Raw genomic sequence first — 19,020 nt, 5'->3', positions numbered from 1 at the left:
GCTTAACAGCGTTAAGGGCACTCTCGGAATCGACGGAACTTAACAGCGTTAAGGAGATGGATCATGAGTGACGCCATGGTGGACGTGGTGATCGTGGGCGCGGGCCCGACCGGACTGGCCCTCGGGATCGACCTCGCGCGGCGCGGGGTGGACGCGCTGGTGGTGGAGAAGGCGGACGGGCTGTTCCCCGGCTCGCGCGGCAAGGGCATCCAGCCGCGCACGATGGAGGTCCTGGAGGACCTCGGCGTACTGGACTCGATCCTCGCCCTCGGCGGAAGCTACCCGACCGGGATGATCTGGCAGGACGGCGAGCGGCTCGGCGAGCACAGGATGTTCGACGAGGACGAGGTGAAGGCGGCCTCCGCGGGCTCGGCGTTCAACGTGCCGTGGATGGTGCCGCAGTGGCGGACACAGGAGATCCTGTTCGCGCGCCTCGAGGAGCTGGGCGGGCGGGTCGAGTTCGGCCGGGAGGTCGTCGGCTTCGAGCAGGACGCGGAGACGGTGACGGTGCGCTTCGCGTCCGGCCCGGAGGTCCGCGCCCGCTACCTGGTCGCGGCGGACGGCGGCCGTTCGGTCGTCCGCCGCGCACTCGGCATCGGCATGACCGGCGAGACGGTCGACCCGGACCCGATCCTGGTGGCGGACGTGCGGATCAACGGCCTGGACCGGGACAACTGGCATGTGTTCCCGCCGAGCGGGGACGGCAAGGTCGGCTACCTGGCGATCTGCCCGCTCGCCGGCACGGAGGACTTCCAGCTGGTCGCGCAGTTCCCGGAGGGCACGTCCATCGACCTCTCCCTGGACGGCGTCCGCGAGGTCGCCGCCGCCCGCTCGCACCTCTCGCCGGAGGACATCACGGAGGTCCGCTGGGCCTCGGACTTCCGCCCCCGGGCGGCCCTCGCGGACAGCTTCCGGTCCGGCCGCGTCTTCCTGGCCGGGGACGCGGCACACGTCCACTCCCCCGCGGGCGGGCAGGGCCTGAACACGAGCGTCCAGGACGCGTACAACCTGGGCTGGAAGCTGGGCGCGGTGCTCCGCGGGAGCGCCCCGGTGTCCTTGCTGAACACCTACGAGGAGGAACGGCGCCCGATCGCGGCGCAGATGCTGGGCATCTCGACGGGCGTGCACCGCGGGGAGGTCAAGCGGGGCGCGGCGACGGTCCAACTGGGCCTGGGCTACCGGGAGTCGTCACTCACGGAGGAGACGCGGGCGAGCGTGTCCGAGGTCCGGGCGGGCGACCGCGCGCCGGACGGCACGCTGGAAGGAGTACGACTCTTCGACGCGTTCCGCGGACCGCACTGGACGCTGCTGGCGCTGGGCGTGCAGGCGCCCGAGCTGCCGGAGGGAGTGCGGGTGGTACGCGGCTCGGAGGCGCAGGAGTCGTACGGCACGGGCCTCTTCCTGGTCCGGCCCGACGGGTACGTCGGCTGGGCGGGCGACGAGCCGAAGGGTCTCGCGGACTACATCTCCCGGCTCGGCATCCGCTAGAGCCCGCCCCGCCTAGGAACTCGCCAGCGACAGCTTCACGGCGAACCCCAGGAACAACGCCCCCGCCGCCGAAGTCGCCGTGGCCGAAAGGCGCTTACGGCGACGGAAGGCGGCGGCCAGCTTGGTGCCGCCGAATATCAGCGCGCTGAGGTAGAGGAAGCTGGCGAGCTGGGCGAAGGCGCCGAGGACGACGAAGGAGAGGGCGGGGTAGGCGTACCCCGGGTCGACGAACTGCACGAAGAAGGCGACGAAGAACAGGATCGCCTTGGGATTGAAGAGACTGACGACGAGAGCCCGCCGGAAGGGCCGCTCGTACGAGACACCCGTCGGAGTCTCCTCGACGGCCTGCTCCCTGCGCGCCTTCCACATCCCCCACGCGGCCCGCATCATCCCGATCGCGAGCCAGGTCAGATACCCGGCACCGGCGTACTTCACGATCCCGAACAGCACGGCGTTGGCCTGGAGCAGCGAAGCGACCCCGGCGGCGGACAGCGTCATCAGCACGGCGTCGCCGCACCACACCCCCGCGGCGGCGGTGTACCCGGTCCGCACCCCGCGCCGGGCGGCGACGGACAGCACGTACAGCGAATTGGGACCGGGCAGCAGCACGATCAGGACGAGGCCGGCCAGGTAGGTGGGGAGATCGATGACACCGAACATGAGAGCGAGTGTCGCATGTCAGAACGCATCCGAAGGTACGTAGGTGCCCCATACGTCCCGCAACGCGTTGCACACCTCGCCCACCGTCCCCCGGGCCCGCAGCGCCTCCCTCATCGGGTACAGGACGTTCTCCTCGCCCTCCGCCGCCTTCTTCAGGGCCGCGAGCGCCGAGTCCACCGCCCCTTGGTCCCGCTCCGCCCGCAGCCGCGCCAGCCGCTCCGCCTGCTGGGACTCGATCGCCGGGTCCACCCGTAGCGGCTCGTACGGCTCCTCTTGCTCCAGCTGGAAGCGGTTGACGCCCACCACCACCCGTTCCCCCGAGTCCGTCTCCTGGGAGATGCGGTAGGCGTTCTGCTCGATCTCGTTCTTCTGGAAGCCGTGCTCGATGGCCGAGACCGCGCCGCCCAGGTCCTCGACCCTGCGCATCAGGGCCAGCGCCGCCGCCTCCACCTCGTCCGTCATCTTCTCGACCACGTACGAGCCCGCGAAGGGGTCGACCGTCGCCGTCACGTCCGTCTCGTAGGCCAGGACCTGCTGCGTACGGAGAGCGAGACGCGCGCTCTTGTCCGTCGGCAGGGCGATCGCCTCGTCGAAGGAGTTGGTGTGCAGGGACTGGGTGCCGCCCAGCACCGCGGCCAGGCCCTGGACCGCCACCCGGACCAGGTTCACCTCGGGCTGCTGGGCCGTCAGCTGGACGCCCGCCGTCTGGGTGTGGAAGCGCAGCATCAGCGACTTGGGGTCGCGCGCCCCGAACTCGTCCCGCATCACCCGGGCCCAGATCCGGCGCGCGGCGCGGAACTTCGCGACCTCCTCCAGGATCGTCGTACGAGAGACGAAGAAGAAGGACAGGCGGGGCGCGAAGTCGTCGACGTCCATGCCGGCCGCGACCGCCGTGCGCACGTACTCGATGCCGTCGGCCAGCGTGAAGGCGATCTCCTGCGCGGGGGACGCGCCCGCCTCCGCCATGTGGTAGCCGGAGATCGAGATCGTGTTCCACTTCGGGATCTCGGCCCGGCAGTACTTGAAGATGTCCGCGATCAGGCGGAGGGAGGGCTTCGGCGGGAAGATGTACGTCCCACGCGCGATGTACTCCTTCAGGACGTCGTTCTGGATCGTCCCCGTCAGCTGATCGGCGGCCACCCCCTGTTCCTCCGCCACCAGTTGGTAGAGGAGCAGCAGCAGGGCCGCCGGTGCGTTGATCGTCATCGACGTCGAGACCCTGTCCAGCGGGATCCCGTCGAACAGCACCCGCATGTCGTCGACCGAGTCGATCGCCACGCCCACTTTCCCGACCTCGCCGTGCGCGATCGGGGCGTCCGAGTCGTGGCCCATCTGGGTGGGGAGGTCGAAGGCGACCGACAGACCGGTCGTGCCGTGGGCGATCAGCTGGCGGTAGCGGGCGTTGGACTCGGTCGCCGTACCGAAGCCGGCGTACTGGCGCATCGTCCAGGGGCGGCCCGTGTACATCGACGGGTAGACACCGCGGGTGAAGGGGTACGACCCCGGTTCGCCGAGTTTCTCGGCCGGGTCCCAGCCCGCCAGGTCGGCGGGCCCGTAGACCGGTTCGATGGGCAGCCCGGACTCCGACTCACGCGCCATGGGTGTGATGCCTCCCTCGCCGACGGCCCTGTGCAGTCCAGGTCACCTCAATGCGCCGCCGTTCGCAACCAGTCGCCCGCGGGCAGCATCTCCAGTGACATGCGTGCTCATCGGTGAGACGGCGGGGGTCGTGTTGCGTACTACGGGCATGGGGAGAGCGAGCGCCACTGCGGCAGCCGCGGTGGTGGCCGGTCTGGTCGCCGTGTGCGGATGCACCGTGCAGGGCACCGACGGCAAGGGCAACTCTCCCGTGCACATCGAGCTGCCGAGCACCAAGTCGCCGTCGACGAAGGCCGACGACAGGCCGAGCCCGACACCGACGGCCACGGCCACGGCGGGAGCTCCCGTGCTGTGGCGGCGCGGCGACTCGGGGCGTGACGTGCGGGAGCTTCAGGCCCGGCTGCGACAGGTGCAGTGGCTCTTCGACGGGCCGACCGGGACGTACGACGACCTCACCGAGGACGCGGTCAGGGGCTTCCAGGGCAAGCGCGGGCTGCCGAAGACCGGCGAGACGGACACCGTCACCTGGCAGCGGCTGACGAAGATGACGCACGAGCCGGGGAAGTGGGACCTGTACCTGATGGGCGGGCAGCCGGCCGGCGCGCCCGATCCGCGGTGTCTGACCGGCCGGGTGCTGTGCATCGACAAGACGACCCGGACGCTGCGCTGGATGATCGACGGCCGGACGGTGTCGGAGATGTCCGTCCGCTTCGGCGCGACCGGCACGCCCACCCGCGAGGGCGTCTTCCACGTGTACTGGAAGTCACGTCACCACTGGTCGACGCTGTACGACTCCTCGATGCCGTACGCCATGTTCTTCAGCGGCGGCCAGGCCGTGCACTTCTCCTACGACTTCTCGGCCCGGGGTTACTCCGGCGCCTCGCACGGCTGCGTCAACGTCCGGGACGAGGCGGCGATCGCGGACCTGTACGCGCAGGTGAGGAACGGCGACAAGGTCGTCGTGTACTGGTGAAGTGCGGGGCGCGGGCGGGACCGGGGGAACGTGTCCCGCCCGCGCCGAGGTGCACGAGCCGTGGGTACGGGGGGAACCCCGGCTCTGTGCGACGGCCGATGACCAGTCGGCTCACTCAGTACTGCGTGGCGGCGGCCGAAAACGTTACTGGGGCGGCCGGAAAAATTTGGACCGGTAAGGAACCGCAGCTCACAGGGGGTGCGGGCGGGTCAGAGCGCGCTGTACGTCGGGTCCGGCGCCGGCGCCGGGGACTCACTCGTCAGGACGCGGCCGGGCAGCACGGACGTGCTGGTGGACGGGGTTACGGCGCCGCCCCCACCGGGGGCTATGTGGTTGCCGTCGTCGTCACCGCCCTGGCCACCGCTGTTCTGGCCGCCGCCCTGCTCGCCCTGGCCGTTGCCGTTGCCCTGACCGGAGCCGCCCTGGCCGTTCTGATCGCCCTGACCGCCCTGACCGCCCGCGCCGTTCTGCCCCCCGCCCTTGCCGGTCTTCTTGCCGTCGCGTGAGGTGGCGTCGGTGCCGGCGAGGACGTGCTTGCAGTACTTCCAGACCCGGTCGGGGGCGAGGCCGCCCGCCGCGGTCTCCAGCGCCTGCTTGCGGTTGGGCGCGAGTTCCTTGCCGCCGAGCGCGTCCCGGCAGGTCGACGGGGCGTGCTGCTTCCACCACCAGCCGCCGGCCCGGGTGTCGGGCTTGTCCGAGGAACCCGGGGTGGGCGTGTTCCGCGGGGTGGCGGAGCCGCCGGTCGAGCCGTCCGGCGTGGGCTTGCCCAGCAGGCCGTTCGGCGAGGGCGAGATCAGCGGGCGCTCGGGGGTGACGGCGGCCGAGACCGAGGCCGCGGGGCCGGGTTCGTCGCCGCCGAACGGCGTCGGCAGGACTCCGCTGGTGGCCGCGAGCGTCACCCCGCCGACCATGCCGGCCGCCAGTACGGCCGTGAGCCCGAAGCGCAGGGGGCGGCTCAGGGCGCGGCGCCGGGTGTCGGCGTCGGGGCGACCGCCGATCCGGACCAGCCCGGCGTCGGAGGTGTGGCTGCGTGAGCGGCGGCCGGTGTCGGCGGCGTGGGCGCGGTGGCCGGGGGCGGGCCGGCGGTCGTGCGCGGCGGAGCGGGCCGTGCGGAAGGCGGCCAGCGCGGCGGCCTCGCCCGGGAGTTCGGCGCCGCTCGACGGGAGCTCGGAGGTGAGCGACCCAAGCGTCCTCGCGAGGCGTTCTGCCTGGTCACGGGCGTCCGCGTCGACGGCTTCCAGTGACTCACCACGCAGCAGGGCCTCCGCTGCTTCGCGGTTCAGCCACGTGCCGGGGGTCCGGGGGTCGCCCCCCGGGGAGACACAGCGCTCGTCGGCCATCACATGTCCTTCTGCGTCCGCGCACGCAGATGCGTCACACTCGCGGACGTCACCGCGCGACCGCGCGGCTCTCGCTGGGGCGGCAGCGCGTCGAGGCCGCCGGTCGATTCCGGATCCTCGCCGAGCAGTTCGGCGAGCCGTTTGAGACCGCGGTGCGCCGCCGTGCGTACGGCACCCGGTCTCTTGCCGAGCGTCTCCGCCGCGGTCTTGGCGTCGAGGCCGACGACCACGCGCAGCACCACGGCCTCGGCCTGGTCCTGCGGGAGTCTGGCGATGAGGGAGAGCGTGTGGTCGGTGGCCAGGGCCTCGATGGCCTCGCCGGCGGTGTCGGACTCGCCGGCCTTGCCCGTCAGCTCGGTCTCGTCGCCGCCGATCGCGGGGCGGCGGCCGCGCATGCGTATGTGGTCCAGGGCGCGGTTGCGGGCGATCCGGGCGGCCCAGCCGCGGAAGCGGTCGGCGTCGCCGTCGAAGCGGTCCAGGTCACGGGCGATCTGCAGCCAGGCCTCGGAGGCGACGTCCTCCGCGTCCGGGTCGCCGACCAGGGTGCGGACGTAGCCGAGCAGCCGCGGGTGCACAGCTCGGTACACAGTCCGGAACGCGGTCTCGTTCCCGTCCTGTGCCGCAAGCACCGCGGCGGTCAGCTCCGCGTCGTCCCCCAGCACCCGTGGTACGCCCTTTGCGCCTAAACCGGCGCCGCTCTCGCGGACCGGGTCCTCGCCGTCGTGGTTCCTCAATTGATGGTTGCGGTGGTCGGGGCCGCAGCTGGTGGCGGTGGTCGTACGCGCCCGCCGTGCCCCGGCGCGAAAGGCACGTTACGACCTGAAACCGCTGCTCGTCCATGTCCGTACAACCTGCAACCACCTTGTGACGGAGCGGTCCGCATGCGGGGTGTGACAGAAACCGCAGTCATGGCGCTGTAGAAGATACGGGCCGCCGCGCGGCCCGACCGCGCGACGGCCGGGGCCTCTCCTGTGGGGGGTGGCGGCCCCGGCCGTCTCCCGGGCGTCACGTCTTTGTCGGGATGTCCGGAAGGTCGTTCCACCACCAGGAGACCGCGGGATTGTCCAGTGCCCGACCGGCCTGGGGCGGTGCGTCGCTGCGGCAGCCGCCGGTCAGGGCGGCCGGGCAGTCGGGGTTGACGTAGCGGTCGACGTCGTAGGACCAGTCCAGCCAGGAGCGCACCCAGGTCCGCATGCCGGAGACGTACGCGGTGAGCGCCTCGTCGGCCGTGTCGAGGATTCGGGTGCTCAAGGTGTCGAAGCGGCTCATGATCCGGTCCCGCATGTCCATCGCGCCGGCCAGCGCCTGCTCCAACGGCGCTTCGTCGATGCGGGCGAGCAGACTGACGAGATTGGGGTCGTCGGGGCTTCGGTGCATTTCCTTGTGCAGGGAGACGATGTCGTCGTCGAGGCCGATCACGGCGATTCCCATTTCGCAGACGGCCCGCACTGCCGGACGGTTGAAGTTCTTCCCGTCCACTTCCGTTCCGCGGGCGTAGTCGTTGAGGGCGAACACGGGGAAGGTTCCCGCGGTTTCGAGCCGCGTCGTCATGAAGTCGACGAGGTCGGGCCGGACGGATCGGCCGCGGGCAAGGGTCTCTCTGACCTGCCCGAACAGGAACATGCGCAGGCCGTAGGACCAGCGCAGGATCTGCGTTCCCGTGGCGCCGGTCGCCTCCAGGCGCCGGCGCAGTTCCCGCACGCTTGCCACATAGGGGTTGGCGTCGAACGCGTCGACCTCGGGGGCTTCCAGCACGCGAAGCACCTGAGCGGCGAAGGCCGCGTACTCGTACGGTGCATGGGAGAGGCCCGTTTCGTCGCAGTAGTCGTCCACGGCGAACAGCCACATGACGAAGTCGCTTATGACACGTGTCCGCTCGGGTGTCCCGTGCGGGACCCCGCGCGCCGTGAGGTGTCCGACATCCACACGTTCGAGACGGCTCCTGTGTTCCGGGCTGTTGTAGATCCCGGAGCGGGCCATCCATTCGTTGGTCTGCCGGTCGAGGAGGTCTCCGTCGACGTCCGGGGCCGGCGCGGGGAGGGGGCAGAACGGTGCGGGGACGGGGAGAGGGAGGGGAAGGGGGAGAGGCAGAGGGCTGCTCGATCGCCGGGGAAATGACATCGGGAATCCTCGATCTCGGGCCCTGGGCCTGGGGCCTTGGGCCTTGTGTGTGCCCCGGTCAGGCGTGGGGCGTCCCCTCCATGCGACTTCCCTGCCCTGACACGGCATCAACCTGGGCCGGCGGGCGTACGGAAGCGAACCGAGGCATCCGCGAGGGCCACGTCGAGGCCCGCGGGCGCGCCCCGTGCGGAACGGCCCCGTCCGGGCGCCGTACGCGCCGTGCCTGTTCGGCGGCCCTCGGCCCCTAGGTCAGTTGTTGTTGCCGTTGCCCTTGTCGGCGTTCTTGCCGTTGTCGGTCTTCGCGGAGCCGTCGGTCGCCTCGGACTTGCCGACCTTGCCGCTGTTGCCCGGCTTGGTCGCCGACGGTGTGGCCGTCGGCTCCCCCAGCTGCTCCGCGCAGTACGCGGCGACGTTCTGCTCGCCGCCCGCCGCCGCGATCAGCCGCTGCCAGGCCGTCGACTCAAGCGCCTTGCCGTTGCCCTTGACGTTGTCGTACGCCCGGCAGTGTGCCGCGGTGTCCTTCGCCGTGGCCGGACGGTCCGGCGTGGCGGCGGAGGTGCCCGGCGTGCGGGGCGCCGAGGTGGAGGGGCCGGTCGGCAGCTGTTCCCGCTGCCGGGCCGCGTGTCCGTCGTCGTGCGTGGAGCCGCCGCCCGTGCCGATCGCCGCGAACGCGACGCCGCCCAGGGTGAAGCCGGCGAGCGTGAGCGTGAGGGTGGCCTTCAGGGAGCGGCGGGTACGGCGCTGCTCGCGCGGCCGCCAGTCGTCACGGCGCCGGGTCCGCGCCTTGAGCGCCCCGGTGTCCCGGGCCTCCCGGAACGCCGCCACCGCCCGCTGCTCGGCCGCGCTGTCCAGCGCCTCCGGCCGCATCGCACCGGCCAGCAACTCCTCCAGCACCGGGCCGCCGGCCGCCCGGTCCTCGGGGCCCGACACGGCGCCGGGGTGCACGCGCCGAGGGCCATGCGCCCCGCCGTCGCTCCGCCGCTCACCCATGTCCGTATCCGTATCCATCCATGTCCGACGACCGTCCGCCGCCGCCACTCCTGCCACCCATGACGGCCGACCCGCCACAGGCGTTCACCCGACCACCGCCACCGGGGCCACCGCGGCCGAACCAACCACAACCACCAGGACCGCCCCGGCCGAACCAACCACAACCACCAGGACCGCCCCGGCCGAACCGACCACCGCAGCCGCCACGACCGACACCCGCCCGACCACCGCAGCCGCCCCGCCCGACAGCCGCCCGGCCACCGCAGCCGCCGCGACCGATGCCCGTCCGGCCACCGCTCCCGCCGCGACCGGCTAGCTCCCGACCGCCACCGCTGCCGCCGCCGATGCGCCGCCGACCGGCCTCACCGTCGCCGCCGACGGCCGTCCGGCCGCCTCCGCCGTCGTGGCCCCCGGTGATCCGGCCGCCACCGCTTTCGCGGCCCCCGGCATTCGCACTGCCGCTGTCGTTCATTTCGACTCCCCCAGCGTCCGGGGATCCTCATTCGTCACACCCGCGCCGCCGAGGCGGGCCGCGAGGCGCTTCAGGCCCCGGTGGGCCGCGGTGCGTACCGCGCCGGGGCGTTTGCCGAGGACCCGGGCCGCCCCCGGGCCGTCGAGGCCGACCACCACGCGGAGCAGTACCGCCTCGGCCTGGTCCCGGGGCAGGCTCCTGACCAGTTCCAGGGCGCGCTCGGTGGAGAGCGCCTCCAGGGCCTGGTCGTGGGTGCTGTGCGGGCCTGGGAGGTCCAGGACGTCCTGTTCCAGCCCGGCCGACCGGGGCCGTACCTTCAGCCGGCGCAGATGGTCCAGGGCCCGGTGCCGGGCGATGGTCGCCGTCCAGCCGCGGAAGCCCGCCCCGTCGCCCTTGAACCGCCCCAGGTCGCGGGCGATTTCCAGCCAGGCGTCCGAGGCCACGTCCTCCGCGTCCTCGCCGACGATCCCGCGCAGATAGCCGAGCAGTCCGGGCTGCACCAGCCGGTACGCGACCGCGAACGCGGCCTCGTCGCCCTCCTGGGCCCGCGCGACGGCCGCGCCCAGCTCCCCGTCGTAAGCCTGCGCGCGGCGGGGTTCCCGTCCCTGGCCCAACAACTGTCCTCGTCCGTACGAGTGCGAAGGGGGCTCTGCCGAACCCGCACCGCGCGCCACATCCGTCCGTGCGCACGCCTCCATGGACCTCTGCGTCCGGCATCACGGAAGTGTCACAGGGGACCCGTGTGACGGGCCGTCGGGGAGCCGGGACTCCGGGCCCTGCCGTGCAGCATCAGATAGAAGGTGAGCAGGGAGTCCTCCGGGTCGCCCGTCCCGAGACGGTTGTGGACCTTGCCGACCGGGTTCCACACCCGCCCGTCCGGCATCCGCACGCCGACCGGCTGGCCGAAGTACGCCCGCTGGTCGGCGTCGAAATCCACCCAGACCGCCCCTGCCCGGCGCACCAGCACCTCACCGACGTACGCCCCGAGTCCGAAGAGTGTGCCCCGGGCCCGTTCCGGGTCGGCGCCGCCCTTGCGCAGGCCGTCGACCAGGAAGTCGACGATCCGGAGGCTGCGCTCGGAGTAGTCGAGCGGCAGGCGGTTGCGGGCCGTGGCGCGGGCGACGAAGCCCGCGGCGCAGGACCGCATCCCGCTCGCGCCGGGAACGCGGTCGTCACTGGTGCTCATGGGTCCCCACCCCTCGTTCGATCGACGGGAGGCTCCCCACCTCCCGTTCAGCAAGCGGATGCGGTGCCGCGAACATCACCGGCCGGGAAAGGTGTGACGTTTGGCCAGAGGCCGACGCTGAGTTGTAAGTGCCACCTGTGTGACCGATGTGGACAGGTGTGGCAGTCGTGGCCAGTCATGGTCTTTCTCTAGGGGTGGGGTAGTTGAGTCCTCGTGGGACGCGTGCGTACAGACCGCTGAGCATGAAGCGGCGGGCCTGGCTGACGCTGGGGGCGGTCGTCCTGGGTGGCGGGGGTGTGGTGTCGTACGCCGTCGCCAGCCCGTCCTCCGGTCAGGCGGACGTGGGGCAGGCCAAGCGGCCGGTGAAGGTGTACGACCTGTCCCTGAAGGGCGGCGCGACCGGCAGGCGGGAGCTGCCGCGCACGGAGACCAAGCAGTTCTCGATGCTGGGTGTCTCCTGGACCGGCCCGAAGACGCGGCTGCACGGCACCGCTCAGGTCCGCACCCGCAGCGTCGAGACCGGCGAGTGGTCCGGGTGGCAGGACCTGGAGGCGGACGTCGACCCGCTACAGGACCAGGAGGCCGGCGCCGACGCGCGCGGCGCCTCCGAGCCGCTCTGGGTCGGGCCCGCCGACGGCGTCCAGGTCCAGGTCGTCCACAAGGACGGCTCCACCAGCGCGGGCCTGCCCAAGGGCCTCCAGGTCAACCTGGTCGACCCGGGCGTGGCGACCGCCGCCGAGCAGAAGGCCGCCGCCCCGGCCCCCGCCGCGTACGCCGCCGAGGCGTCCGCGAGCGACAGCGCCTCCGCGACCGACAGCGCCTCGCCCACCGACTCCGCGTCACCCACCGACTCGGTGTCCCCCACCGACTCCGTGTCCCCCACCGACTCGGTCTCCCCGAGCGACAGCGCCTCCGCGTCCCCGAGCGACTCGGCGTCCGCCACCACGCCCACCGCGCCGCCGTCCACCGTGCCCGAGCCGCCGATCACCTCGCGCGCAGGCTGGGGCGCCGACGAGTCGCTCAGCCCGGACCCCTCGGAGTACAACGCCGATGTGAAGGCCGTCTTCGTGCACCACACGGACGGCACGAACGACTACTCCTGCGCCGACTCCGCGGCGATCGTGCGGGGCATCTACGCGTACCACACGCAGACCAACGGCTGGAACGACATCGGCTACAACTTCCTGGTCGACAAGTGCGGCACGATCTTCGAGGGCCGCAAGGGCGGCGTCGACCTCCCGGTGCTCGGCGCCCACACCTACGGCTGGAACCGTGAGTCGGCCGGCATCGCGGTGCTCGGCGACTACACGACCACGGGGGCGAGCAACGCGGCCCTGGAGTCGGTCGCGCGGATCGCCGCCTGGAAGCTCGGCCAGTACGACGCCGATCCGAACTCGACGGTCCAGCTCAAGGCGGGCGCGACCCAGACGAACTACTTCGGCACCAGCTTCACCTCGGGCAGCAGCTACACCTTCAACCGGATCTCCGGTCACCGCGACGGCTACAACACCCAGTGCCCCGGCAGCTCGCTCTACGACCAGCTGCCCACCATCCGCGCCTGGGCGTCCGGCCCGGTCCAGGGCCTGAAGCTGGCCTCGCTCTCCGGCGCGGGCCTGTCCGGCTCGACGTACTACACCAAGGGCGCGATCACGGCGAAGTGGTCGACGACCACGCCGGGTTCGCTGATCTCGAAGTTCGAGCTGCTGGTGGACGGCACGGTCGCCGCCTCCGCGTCCGGCACGTCCACCTCGGTCGGCGCGACGCTCGCCGCGGGCAGCCACACGGTCGCCGTACGGGCCGTGCACCAGTCCGGCAGGACCACGACCACGGCCGCCGTGAAGGTCGTGACGGACACGACCGCGCCCACCTTCTCCACCGCGCCGAAACTCTCCCTGCGCACGGGCACGGTCAACACCACCGCCGTCCCGGTCACCCTCGGCTGGAAGGCGGCCGACGGCCAGGCCCTGAAGTCCGTGAGCCTGCTGACGCCGACCACGGCCACCTTCGGCCCGACCACGACCAGCTCCAAGCAGATCGCCAAGTCCGGTACGGCGTCCACCTGGTCGATGAAGGCGTACGACTACGCGGGCAACACCCGCACCTCGTCGCCGGCCTTCACGCCGCTGATCCTCCAGGAGACCTCGGCCACCAAGTCCGGTACCTGGACGGCCCGTTCGTCCACCAGCTACCTGGGCGGGAAGTCGTACTCCAGCAGCTCCAAGGGCGCGAGCCTGAGCTGGACGTTCACCGGACGGTCCGCGTCCTGGGTGGTCAGCCGGGCCTCCAGCAGCGGTCAGGCGTACGTGTACGTCGACGGGGTGAAGGTGAGCACCGTCGACCTGAAGTCCTCGACCACCGCCTACCGTCAGGCGATCTGGACCAAGACCTGGTCGAGCAGTGCCAAGCACACGGTGAAGATCGTGGTCGTGGCGACCAGCGGCCGTCCGACGGTCACGACGGACGGCCTGGTCTACATCAAGTAGCCGGCAAGTGGTCAGCCCAGCGTGTCCACCGGTTCGGGCGCCTGCTTCTCCGCACTCTGCGGGGTGGGCGCCCGGTCCGCGTTCACGACCACGCCCGCGATGACCGCGGCCAGCAGCAGCGCGGCCAGCGCCCACCAGGTGGCGACGTTGAAGCCGTGCACGGTGGCCTTCGCGGCGAGCAGCTGCTTGTCGACACCCGGTCCCGCATGGGCCGTCAGATAGGTCGCCGTCACGCTCGCGGCGATCGTGTTCAGCAGCGCCGTACCGATCGAACCGCCCACCTGCTGGGCCGTGTTGAAGGTCGCGGAGGCCGCGCCCGAGTCGCGCGGCGCCACGCTTCCGGTGGCCAGCGACACCGAGGTCATCATCGCCGTACTCATGCCGAGACCCAGCATGATCATGCCGGGCAGGACGTGCGAGGCGTACGCCGGTTCCACGCCGACCTGGGCGATGATCGCCAGCCCGCCCGCGGCGACCAGCAGCCCCGGCACCATCAGGAAGCGGGGCGGCACCTTGTTCAGCAGCCGCGCGGCGATCTGCGTCGAGCCGATCACCATCGCGACCGTCATCGGCAGGTAGGCGACGCCGGTCTTCAGCGGCGACCAGCCGAGCACGCCCTGGAGGTAGTACGTCAGGAAGAGGAACGTGCCGAACATGCCGATGGTGACGAACAGCGTGGCCAGGAAGGCGCCGACGCGCTGCCGGTCCTTGACCACGGACATCGGCAGCAGCGGCACCTTCGCCCGGGTCTGCCAGAATCCGAAGAGAGCGAGCAGTACGACGCCGGCGACGAGCAGCGTCAGGACCAGGCCGTCGTGCCAACTGCGCGACTCCGCCTCGGAGAAGCCGTAGACCACCGAGAGCATGCCGGCCGAGCCGAGCAGCGCGCCCGGTACGTCGAGCCGGGCGCCGGGATGGCGCTCGCCGACCTCGAGCAGCGCCAGCGCGCCGAAGAAGGCGACCAGCGCGATCGGGATGTTGACGTACAGGCACCAGCGCCAGTTCAGGTACTCGGTGAGGATGCCGCCCGCGAGCAGCCCGACCGCGGCGCCCGCGCCGATGATCGCGCCGAAGATGCCGAAGGCCTTGCCCCGGTCCTTGGGGTCGGTGAACGTCGTCGCGAGCAGCGACAGCGCGGACGGTGCGAGCAGCGCGGCGAACACGCCCTGCAGCGCCCGCGCCCCGAACAGCATCCCGGAGTTGGCCGCGGCACCGCCGAGCGCGGAGGCGGCGGCGAAGCCGAGCAGGCCGATCACGAAGGTGTTGCGGCGGCCCACCAGGTCGGCTATCCGGCCGCCGAGCAGCAGCAGTCCGCCGAAGGCCAGGGTGTATGCGGTGATGACCCACTGCCGGTTGCCGTCCGACATGTTCAGGTCGGCCTGGGCGGAGGGCAGCGCGATGTTGACGATGGTCATGTCGAGGACGACCATCAACTGGGCGAGCGCGATGACGACCAGCGCCCACCAGCGGCGGTTCTCGGCCATGGAGGCCTCCCGAATCGAGCCGAGTCGTACCGTCCCTGAGGTCGACTCCATGCTCCCTCCAGGATCCGCCGTTTGGGAACGCCAGCGTCTCTTATTACGCCGATTTTGCTTACGGCGACTCCGCCCGGGTGCTCATCCGCGTACGCCGCCGGTCGCGTCCCGGCACATCAGCCGCAGCGAACCGTCGCCGTAGAAGCAGCGCCGGGCCTCGTCGACCGGATCCCACAGCCGCCCGTCCGGCGTCCGCAGCCAGTACTCGCTCCCGCTCGACCACCACTCGCCACCGGTCTGCCGCACGATCACCTCACCGGCGTACGCGCCGAGCCCGCGCAACACGCTCTCCACGGCCGCATACGGCGCACCCTCCCGTCGTATGTCGTCGATCAGGCGGTCCACCCGCCACAGACTCTGCGCCGAGTAGTCGAGGCGCAGCCGCGCCCCCTCGCGCATCGTCGCCACCGCGTCGGCCGCCAGGCGCGCGGGCTTGGCCGCGGCGGAGGGCCGTCCTGTCGTCGCATGCTGGGCTGTCACACCCGGGAAAGCGCTCCGGGGAAGCGTTTCGTCACGGGAATTCGGGGTGCTCCCCCGGACCGGCGCAGGACCACCTCACCTCCACCCCACGACAGCCACAGTCCCCTCTCACATGGGGCTTTCGCCCGGGAGTGACGCTTCGCCCCTTCCGTGCGCTCCTCTCACTGATGAACGTGTACTTCCATCTCCGCGCGGTGCCGCCCTCGGCGCTGCGCAACAGCGCGAACTGGATGCAACGGCTGTTCGAGGACGACTGGAACGCGGTGCGCGAGCGAGTGGACCGCCACCGCGAGGAGTTCCTGGACCGGCGGTACTGCGACCACGACGTCTTCTACGCCGGCGCCGACCCGGCGGAGGACATACGAACCCATGTGGTCCTCGGCGGCCACCGAATCGCCCACCCGGACAAGGAAGCGCCACCCTTCCTGATGCTGACGGCGGCACAGGCGGCGAGAGTCGCCGACTTCCTGACGTCGACGGACTTCGACTCCCTGTGGAGCGCGGCCCGCGCCGAACTGCTCCCGCGCTACGGCGGCAAGGAGTCGGAGGAGGAGGCGAGGTGCGTCTTCGCGTCGGCACACCGCGACCTGACGGCGTTCTACGCACAGACTGCGGAGTACGGCGACGCGGTGGTGAAGTGGATTCTCGACTGATGAGGCGGGTTCTACGAAGTGGTCCTACGAGCCCGTCGCGAGACAACCGCCCGCAACACCCGCCGCCCCTCGGTGGACACCTCCAGCGCCCGGCGCAGGCCGGCCGCCCCATGCCCGGCCAGCAGCTCGAGCACCGTCACCTGCCGCCGCAACTCCGCGGCGACCAACGGCGAGATCCCCTCCGTACGCCCTTCCCGCCGCGCATCGACCGAAGAACCCTCGTCGTCGAGCGGATCGAGCAGCCGATGTATCTGCAAGGCGGCGACGGAACACCCGTCGGCCCACACCCGCACCACACCCGCGTCCCACTCCACCGGCGCGGCCGCCAGCATCCGACGAGCCAGCAACGCGGCCTCGTCCTCGGGGGACTCCGCGTACTCCTCCGGCCCGGCGAGCGTGTCCCGCACCTGCTCCAGCCACCCGCCCCAGTCCCCGGCGTCACCGTCGTCCGCGAGGCACCCCCACAACGGCCGCAACACCTCGTCGTCGGCCCCGAGCAGCGGCACACACCGGTCCAAACAAGCCAACCCGCTGGCGGCCAGCCCACGCTCGTCGGCCTGAGCGATCAGTTCCACCAGACTCATCCGGCCCTCCTTCTGCGGGGCGTCCGCAAGGCGCGACGGGCGTCTTTCCTGACGGAACCCGCACTTCCCCTTACTGCGTGCGACGGCCCGGGAGTGTCACAGGGGCACCACACCCAGCCGGTCGAGCAGCCGGAAGAAGAGATTTTCGGCCAACGGATCGGGGTCCGCGGTCAGCACGTCGAGCAGCGGATCCGCGGCCACGTCACGCCCCGCCTCGGCGGCCCAGGCGACGGCCCGGTCGGCGGCGTCGCGCGGTTCGAGGAAGTAGTCCTCGAGCGTGAGGCCCTCGTTCCCGGCGTCCAGATACCCGGCCATCGCGGCCCGCGCGAGACAGGTGGTCCACGCTCCGCTCTCCGGCGCCGCCGCCTCCACGACCACCGAGGCGCTGTCCATGACGTACCCGAAGAGCGCGGGCGCCCCGGTCTCCCCGGCGAGGACGTTCATGCTGCCGACCTCGCCGTCCCCGCTCGGGTACTCCCACACCTGCCAGCCGCCCGGCGCCTCGGCCCGTAACTCCATGCCCTTGGCGCCGGACAGCGCGTCCAGTTCGGTGAGCGGCCGCTCGCTGCGGCCCACGACGTAGTACCCCCAGTAGCCCATGTCCCGTTCCCCCACGGCAGTGTCGGCTTCGGCTCGCGCCGAATACACCACAGCCGTACGGCTGTTCGCAGCCGTACGCGCCAAGTGGCCGGGTTTCAGCCGAGCTTGTCCGCCAGCGCCTTGAACCGGGCCCACGTCAGCTTCGGTTGCCCGGGATCCCACAGTTTCTGCACGGTCGCCCTGAGCGGCATCCGGATCCCCGCCGCGACCTGGTCCTGCGTCTGCGCGTTCGCGAGATCGCACCACACCGCGAAGGACCCGCCGAGGATCTGCCCGTCGTACCTCGACGGCACCGCCTGCGTGCCGCGCACGACCAGCGGCGTCCACCGCTCGTAGATCCGCTGCCCGGTCGGGTAGACGAAGTTGTTCGGCTGCCCGAGCACGTAGTAGAGGAACTCGTCGTTGTAGTTGACGACCTTCCGCCCGGCGCTCAGGTACTCCACCGGCTGCCGCGCCCCGATCTCCTTGCCGGTCCAGTACCCGACCCGCAGGTCCTTGGCGGGCTGCACGGTCGTACCGCGGAAGAACCCGTCGTTCCACACGCGCATGGTCCGGTCGTGCGCGCGGACGGTGTCGGCGCGGTCGTTGAGCCACCCGGTGGTCAGGTCGGAGACGGTGGCGCCGGAGCCGTACCTGCTCCGCGCGGCGGCGGCCAGCTGCGGATAGGAGGCGGCCGGGTTGGACACCACGAGCGCCTGGTACTCGTCGCCGCCGAGGTTCCACTGCCCGCCGGGGAACAGACCGGCGTACTCGTTCAGCAGGTCGTCGACGATCTCGGCGGCGGCAGGCTTGGAGATGTCCACCGCGCCCTTCGTCGCCACCCCCTGCGTGTTGCGCAGCTGCAGATCCGGATGCGCGGCGATGACCGCCCCCAGATGCCCGGGCGAGTCGATCTCGGGCACCACGGTGATGTGCCGGCTCGCGGCGAGCGCGACGATCCGCTTGACCTCGGCCTTCGTCAGATGCGGCTGGGACACCACCTCGGGATGGGTGTCGGACTCGATCCGGAAGCCCTGGTCGTCGGAGAAGTGCAGCCCCAGCTCGTTGAACTTCAGGTCGCCGAGCTCCCGCACCCGGTCCTCGATCCACTTCGCCGTGTAGTGCTTGCGCGCGATGTCGAGCATGAACCCGCGCACCGGCTTGGCCGGTTCGTCCCGCACGACACCCTCCGGCGCCGTACCACCGCCGTGGACCTCCTGCTTGAGCGTCCGGGTCCCGTAGAAGACCCCCGCCTCACCCGGCCCGCTGACACTGACCCGCCCGCCGCGCACGGTCATGCGGTACGACTCCGGGTCGGCCCCTTCGTCGTCGTTCAGCGCCAGTCGTACGTCCCCGGCCCGCACGTCGTCCTTCTCACCGGCGTACGTCAGCCCCAGCTCGGAGGCGATCAGCCGTCCCTCGTCGGCCAGTTCGGCGTCGTCCACGACCACGCGCTCACCGCGGGCCGGACGCCAGCCGGGCCCACGCGCCGCGGTGTGCGAACGCACCGCGGGGATGGTGCGGGGGGCCTGCGAGAGGGCGTACGACCGCGACGGACTCGGCGAGGGACTGGTCCTGCCCGCCGAACTGGGCGCAACGGCCGACTTGGCGTCGGTGGGCCGCTCCTGCCGCTGCGCCGACCCCGCCGGACCGCTGTCGTCGCCGGAGGCCCACAGCCCGAAGCTCACCCCGGCCCCGACCGTCACGGCGAGGGCCGTGCCGATCACCACCCGCGTTCTCATGTTCCGCGCCGGGCGCCGGCGCCTGTGCTGGCTCACCACGCCAACCTAAGACCCTCGGACGGCCCGATGCGTCCACCACACGTTCCGAAACTCTCCCCTGCGGGTGAAAAACGGGCATCCGTCGGACACGTCCCG

Annotated in this window: 18 protein-coding genes; 4 read left to right on the top strand and 14 right to left on the bottom strand. The window is 71.6% G+C overall.

The genetic code is table 11. From position 1 onward, the window contains the following. The first annotated feature begins 63 nt into the window (after positions 1-63). On the top strand, positions 64-1,488 hold the full coding sequence (locus ACQEWB_RS29930) for an FAD-dependent oxidoreductase (RefSeq protein ID WP_432836367.1): 1,425 nt from the start codon (positions 64-66) through the stop codon (positions 1,486-1,488). Between the two features lie 12 nt (positions 1,489-1,500). Here the strand turns inward: ACQEWB_RS29930 and leuE are convergent, their stop codons facing one another. Further along, complete coding sequence (gene leuE / locus ACQEWB_RS29925; protein ID WP_432836365.1) at positions 1,501-2,148, bottom strand: leucine efflux protein LeuE; 648 nt, start codon at positions 2,146-2,148, stop codon at positions 1,501-1,503. Positions 2,149-2,166: 18 nt separating this feature from the next. Continuing rightward, entirely contained in the window at positions 2,167-3,747 is a 1,581-nt protein-coding gene (locus ACQEWB_RS29920; protein WP_432836363.1) for an acyl-CoA mutase large subunit family protein, read from the bottom strand. 148 nt (positions 3,748-3,895) lie between these two features. On the opposite strand from ACQEWB_RS29920, the gene ACQEWB_RS29915 reads away from it, so the two are divergent. Beyond that, positions 3,896-4,720, top strand: coding sequence for a L,D-transpeptidase family protein (locus ACQEWB_RS29915; RefSeq protein ID WP_432836361.1), 825 nt, complete (start codon positions 3,896-3,898; stop codon positions 4,718-4,720). Positions 4,721-4,929: 209 nt separating this feature from the next. Here ACQEWB_RS29915 and ACQEWB_RS29910 read toward each other — a convergent pair whose 3' ends face one another. From ACQEWB_RS29910 to ACQEWB_RS29880, 7 genes are all read right to left on the bottom strand, one after another. Next, a complete protein-coding gene (locus ACQEWB_RS29910; RefSeq protein ID WP_432836359.1) occupies positions 4,930-6,060 on the bottom strand; it encodes a hypothetical protein in 1,131 nt (376 codons plus the stop codon). Further along, positions 6,060-6,722 carry an RNA polymerase sigma factor gene (locus tag ACQEWB_RS29905; protein WP_432844079.1) on the bottom strand — a complete coding sequence of 221 codons (663 nt, stop codon included), beginning with the start codon at positions 6,720-6,722 and terminating at the stop codon, positions 6,060-6,062. The genes ACQEWB_RS29910 and ACQEWB_RS29905 overlap by 1 nt, the downstream gene beginning before the upstream one ends. Before the next feature lie 343 nt (positions 6,723-7,065). Continuing rightward, positions 7,066-7,986 carry a terpene synthase family protein gene (locus ACQEWB_RS29900; protein ID WP_432836357.1) on the bottom strand — a complete coding sequence of 307 codons (921 nt, stop codon included), beginning with the start codon at positions 7,984-7,986 and terminating at the stop codon, positions 7,066-7,068. Between the two features lie 444 nt (positions 7,987-8,430). Next, the gene (locus ACQEWB_RS29895; RefSeq protein WP_432836355.1) at positions 8,431-9,171 is read right to left on the bottom strand and encodes a hypothetical protein; all 741 of its coding nucleotides are present in this window, start codon (positions 9,169-9,171) and stop codon (positions 8,431-8,433) included. A gap of 84 nt (positions 9,172-9,255) precedes the next feature. Next, positions 9,256-9,465 carry a hypothetical protein gene (locus tag ACQEWB_RS29890; RefSeq protein WP_432836353.1) on the bottom strand — a complete coding sequence of 70 codons (210 nt, stop codon included), beginning with the start codon at positions 9,463-9,465 and terminating at the stop codon, positions 9,256-9,258. Positions 9,466-9,639: 174 nt separating this feature from the next. Next, positions 9,640-10,257 (bottom strand): RNA polymerase sigma factor, encoded by a 618-nt coding sequence (locus ACQEWB_RS29885; RefSeq protein WP_432836351.1) that lies wholly within the window; start codon positions 10,255-10,257, stop codon positions 9,640-9,642. A 113-nt stretch (positions 10,258-10,370) separates the two neighbouring features. After that, a complete protein-coding gene (locus ACQEWB_RS29880; RefSeq protein ID WP_432836349.1) occupies positions 10,371-10,829 on the bottom strand; it encodes a hypothetical protein in 459 nt (152 codons plus the stop codon). A 242-nt stretch (positions 10,830-11,071) separates the two neighbouring features. Between ACQEWB_RS29880 and ACQEWB_RS29875 the strand changes: the two genes are divergently transcribed. Continuing rightward, a complete protein-coding gene (locus ACQEWB_RS29875) occupies positions 11,072-13,312 on the top strand; it encodes a peptidoglycan recognition protein family protein (protein ID WP_432836347.1) in 2,241 nt (746 codons plus the stop codon). 11 nt (positions 13,313-13,323) lie between these two features. On the opposite strand, the gene ACQEWB_RS29870 is transcribed toward ACQEWB_RS29875, so the two are convergent. Next, positions 13,324-14,796, bottom strand: coding sequence for a DHA2 family efflux MFS transporter permease subunit (locus ACQEWB_RS29870; protein ID WP_432844077.1), 1,473 nt, complete (start codon positions 14,794-14,796; stop codon positions 13,324-13,326). A gap of 132 nt (positions 14,797-14,928) precedes the next feature. Next, on the bottom strand, positions 14,929-15,327 hold the full coding sequence (locus ACQEWB_RS29865) for a hypothetical protein (protein WP_432836345.1): 399 nt from the start codon (positions 15,325-15,327) through the stop codon (positions 14,929-14,931). A gap of 167 nt (positions 15,328-15,494) precedes the next feature. On the opposite strand from ACQEWB_RS29865, the gene ACQEWB_RS29860 reads away from it, so the two are divergent. After that, positions 15,495-15,980 carry a DUF1877 family protein gene (locus tag ACQEWB_RS29860; RefSeq protein WP_432836343.1) on the top strand — a complete coding sequence of 162 codons (486 nt, stop codon included), beginning with the start codon at positions 15,495-15,497 and terminating at the stop codon, positions 15,978-15,980. Positions 15,981-15,991: 11 nt separating this feature from the next. Here the strand turns inward: ACQEWB_RS29860 and ACQEWB_RS29855 are convergent, their stop codons facing one another. The 3 genes from ACQEWB_RS29855 to ACQEWB_RS29845 all read right to left on the bottom strand — a co-directional run bounded on the left by ACQEWB_RS29855 (position 15,992) and on the right by ACQEWB_RS29845 (position 18,885). Further along, the gene (locus ACQEWB_RS29855) at positions 15,992-16,564 is read right to left on the bottom strand and encodes a hypothetical protein (RefSeq protein WP_432836341.1); all 573 of its coding nucleotides are present in this window, start codon (positions 16,562-16,564) and stop codon (positions 15,992-15,994) included. A gap of 96 nt (positions 16,565-16,660) precedes the next feature. Continuing rightward, complete coding sequence (locus tag ACQEWB_RS29850; RefSeq protein WP_432836339.1) at positions 16,661-17,164, bottom strand: hypothetical protein; 504 nt, start codon at positions 17,162-17,164, stop codon at positions 16,661-16,663. Positions 17,165-17,259: 95 nt separating this feature from the next. Continuing rightward, positions 17,260-18,885, bottom strand: coding sequence for a beta-N-acetylhexosaminidase (locus tag ACQEWB_RS29845; protein ID WP_432844075.1), 1,626 nt, complete (start codon positions 18,883-18,885; stop codon positions 17,260-17,262). Between the last annotated feature and the right edge of the window lie 135 nt (positions 18,886-19,020).

This window comes from Streptomyces sp. CA-249302 (genome assembly GCF_050936785.1).
GTDB lineage: Bacteria > Actinomycetota > Actinomycetes > Streptomycetales > Streptomycetaceae > Streptomyces.
This window is presented reverse-complemented; position numbering and strand designations above follow the sequence as displayed.

Excerpts from the sequence above, each read along its gene's own strand:
- ACQEWB_RS29930 (WP_432836367.1), top strand. The coding sequence starts at position 64 with ATGAGTGACGCCATGGTGGACGTGGTGATCGTGGGCGCGGGCCCGACC.
- leuE (WP_432836365.1), bottom strand. The coding sequence starts at position 2,148 with ATGTTCGGTGTCATCGATCTCCCCACCTACCTGGCCGGCCTCGTCCTG.
- ACQEWB_RS29920 (WP_432836363.1), bottom strand. The coding sequence starts at position 3,747 with ATGGCGCGTGAGTCGGAGTCCGGGCTGCCCATCGAACCGGTCTACGGG.
- ACQEWB_RS29915 (WP_432836361.1), top strand. The coding sequence starts at position 3,896 with ATGGGGAGAGCGAGCGCCACTGCGGCAGCCGCGGTGGTGGCCGGTCTG.
- ACQEWB_RS29910 (WP_432836359.1), bottom strand. The coding sequence starts at position 6,060 with ATGGCCGACGAGCGCTGTGTCTCCCCGGGGGGCGACCCCCGGACCCCC.
- ACQEWB_RS29895 (WP_432836355.1), bottom strand. The coding sequence starts at position 9,171 with ATGGGTGAGCGGCGGAGCGACGGCGGGGCGCATGGCCCTCGGCGCGTG.
- ACQEWB_RS29880 (WP_432836349.1), bottom strand. The coding sequence starts at position 10,829 with ATGAGCACCAGTGACGACCGCGTTCCCGGCGCGAGCGGGATGCGGTCC.
- ACQEWB_RS29875 (WP_432836347.1), top strand. The coding sequence starts at position 11,072 with ATGAAGCGGCGGGCCTGGCTGACGCTGGGGGCGGTCGTCCTGGGTGGC.
- ACQEWB_RS29870 (WP_432844077.1), bottom strand. The coding sequence starts at position 14,796 with ATGGCCGAGAACCGCCGCTGGTGGGCGCTGGTCGTCATCGCGCTCGCC.
- ACQEWB_RS29860 (WP_432836343.1), top strand. The coding sequence starts at position 15,495 with ATGAACGTGTACTTCCATCTCCGCGCGGTGCCGCCCTCGGCGCTGCGC.
- ACQEWB_RS29855 (WP_432836341.1), bottom strand. The coding sequence starts at position 16,564 with ATGAGTCTGGTGGAACTGATCGCTCAGGCCGACGAGCGTGGGCTGGCC.
- ACQEWB_RS29850 (WP_432836339.1), bottom strand. The coding sequence starts at position 17,164 with ATGGGCTACTGGGGGTACTACGTCGTGGGCCGCAGCGAGCGGCCGCTC.
- ACQEWB_RS29845 (WP_432844075.1), bottom strand. The coding sequence starts at position 18,885 with ATGAGAACGCGGGTGGTGATCGGCACGGCCCTCGCCGTGACGGTCGGG.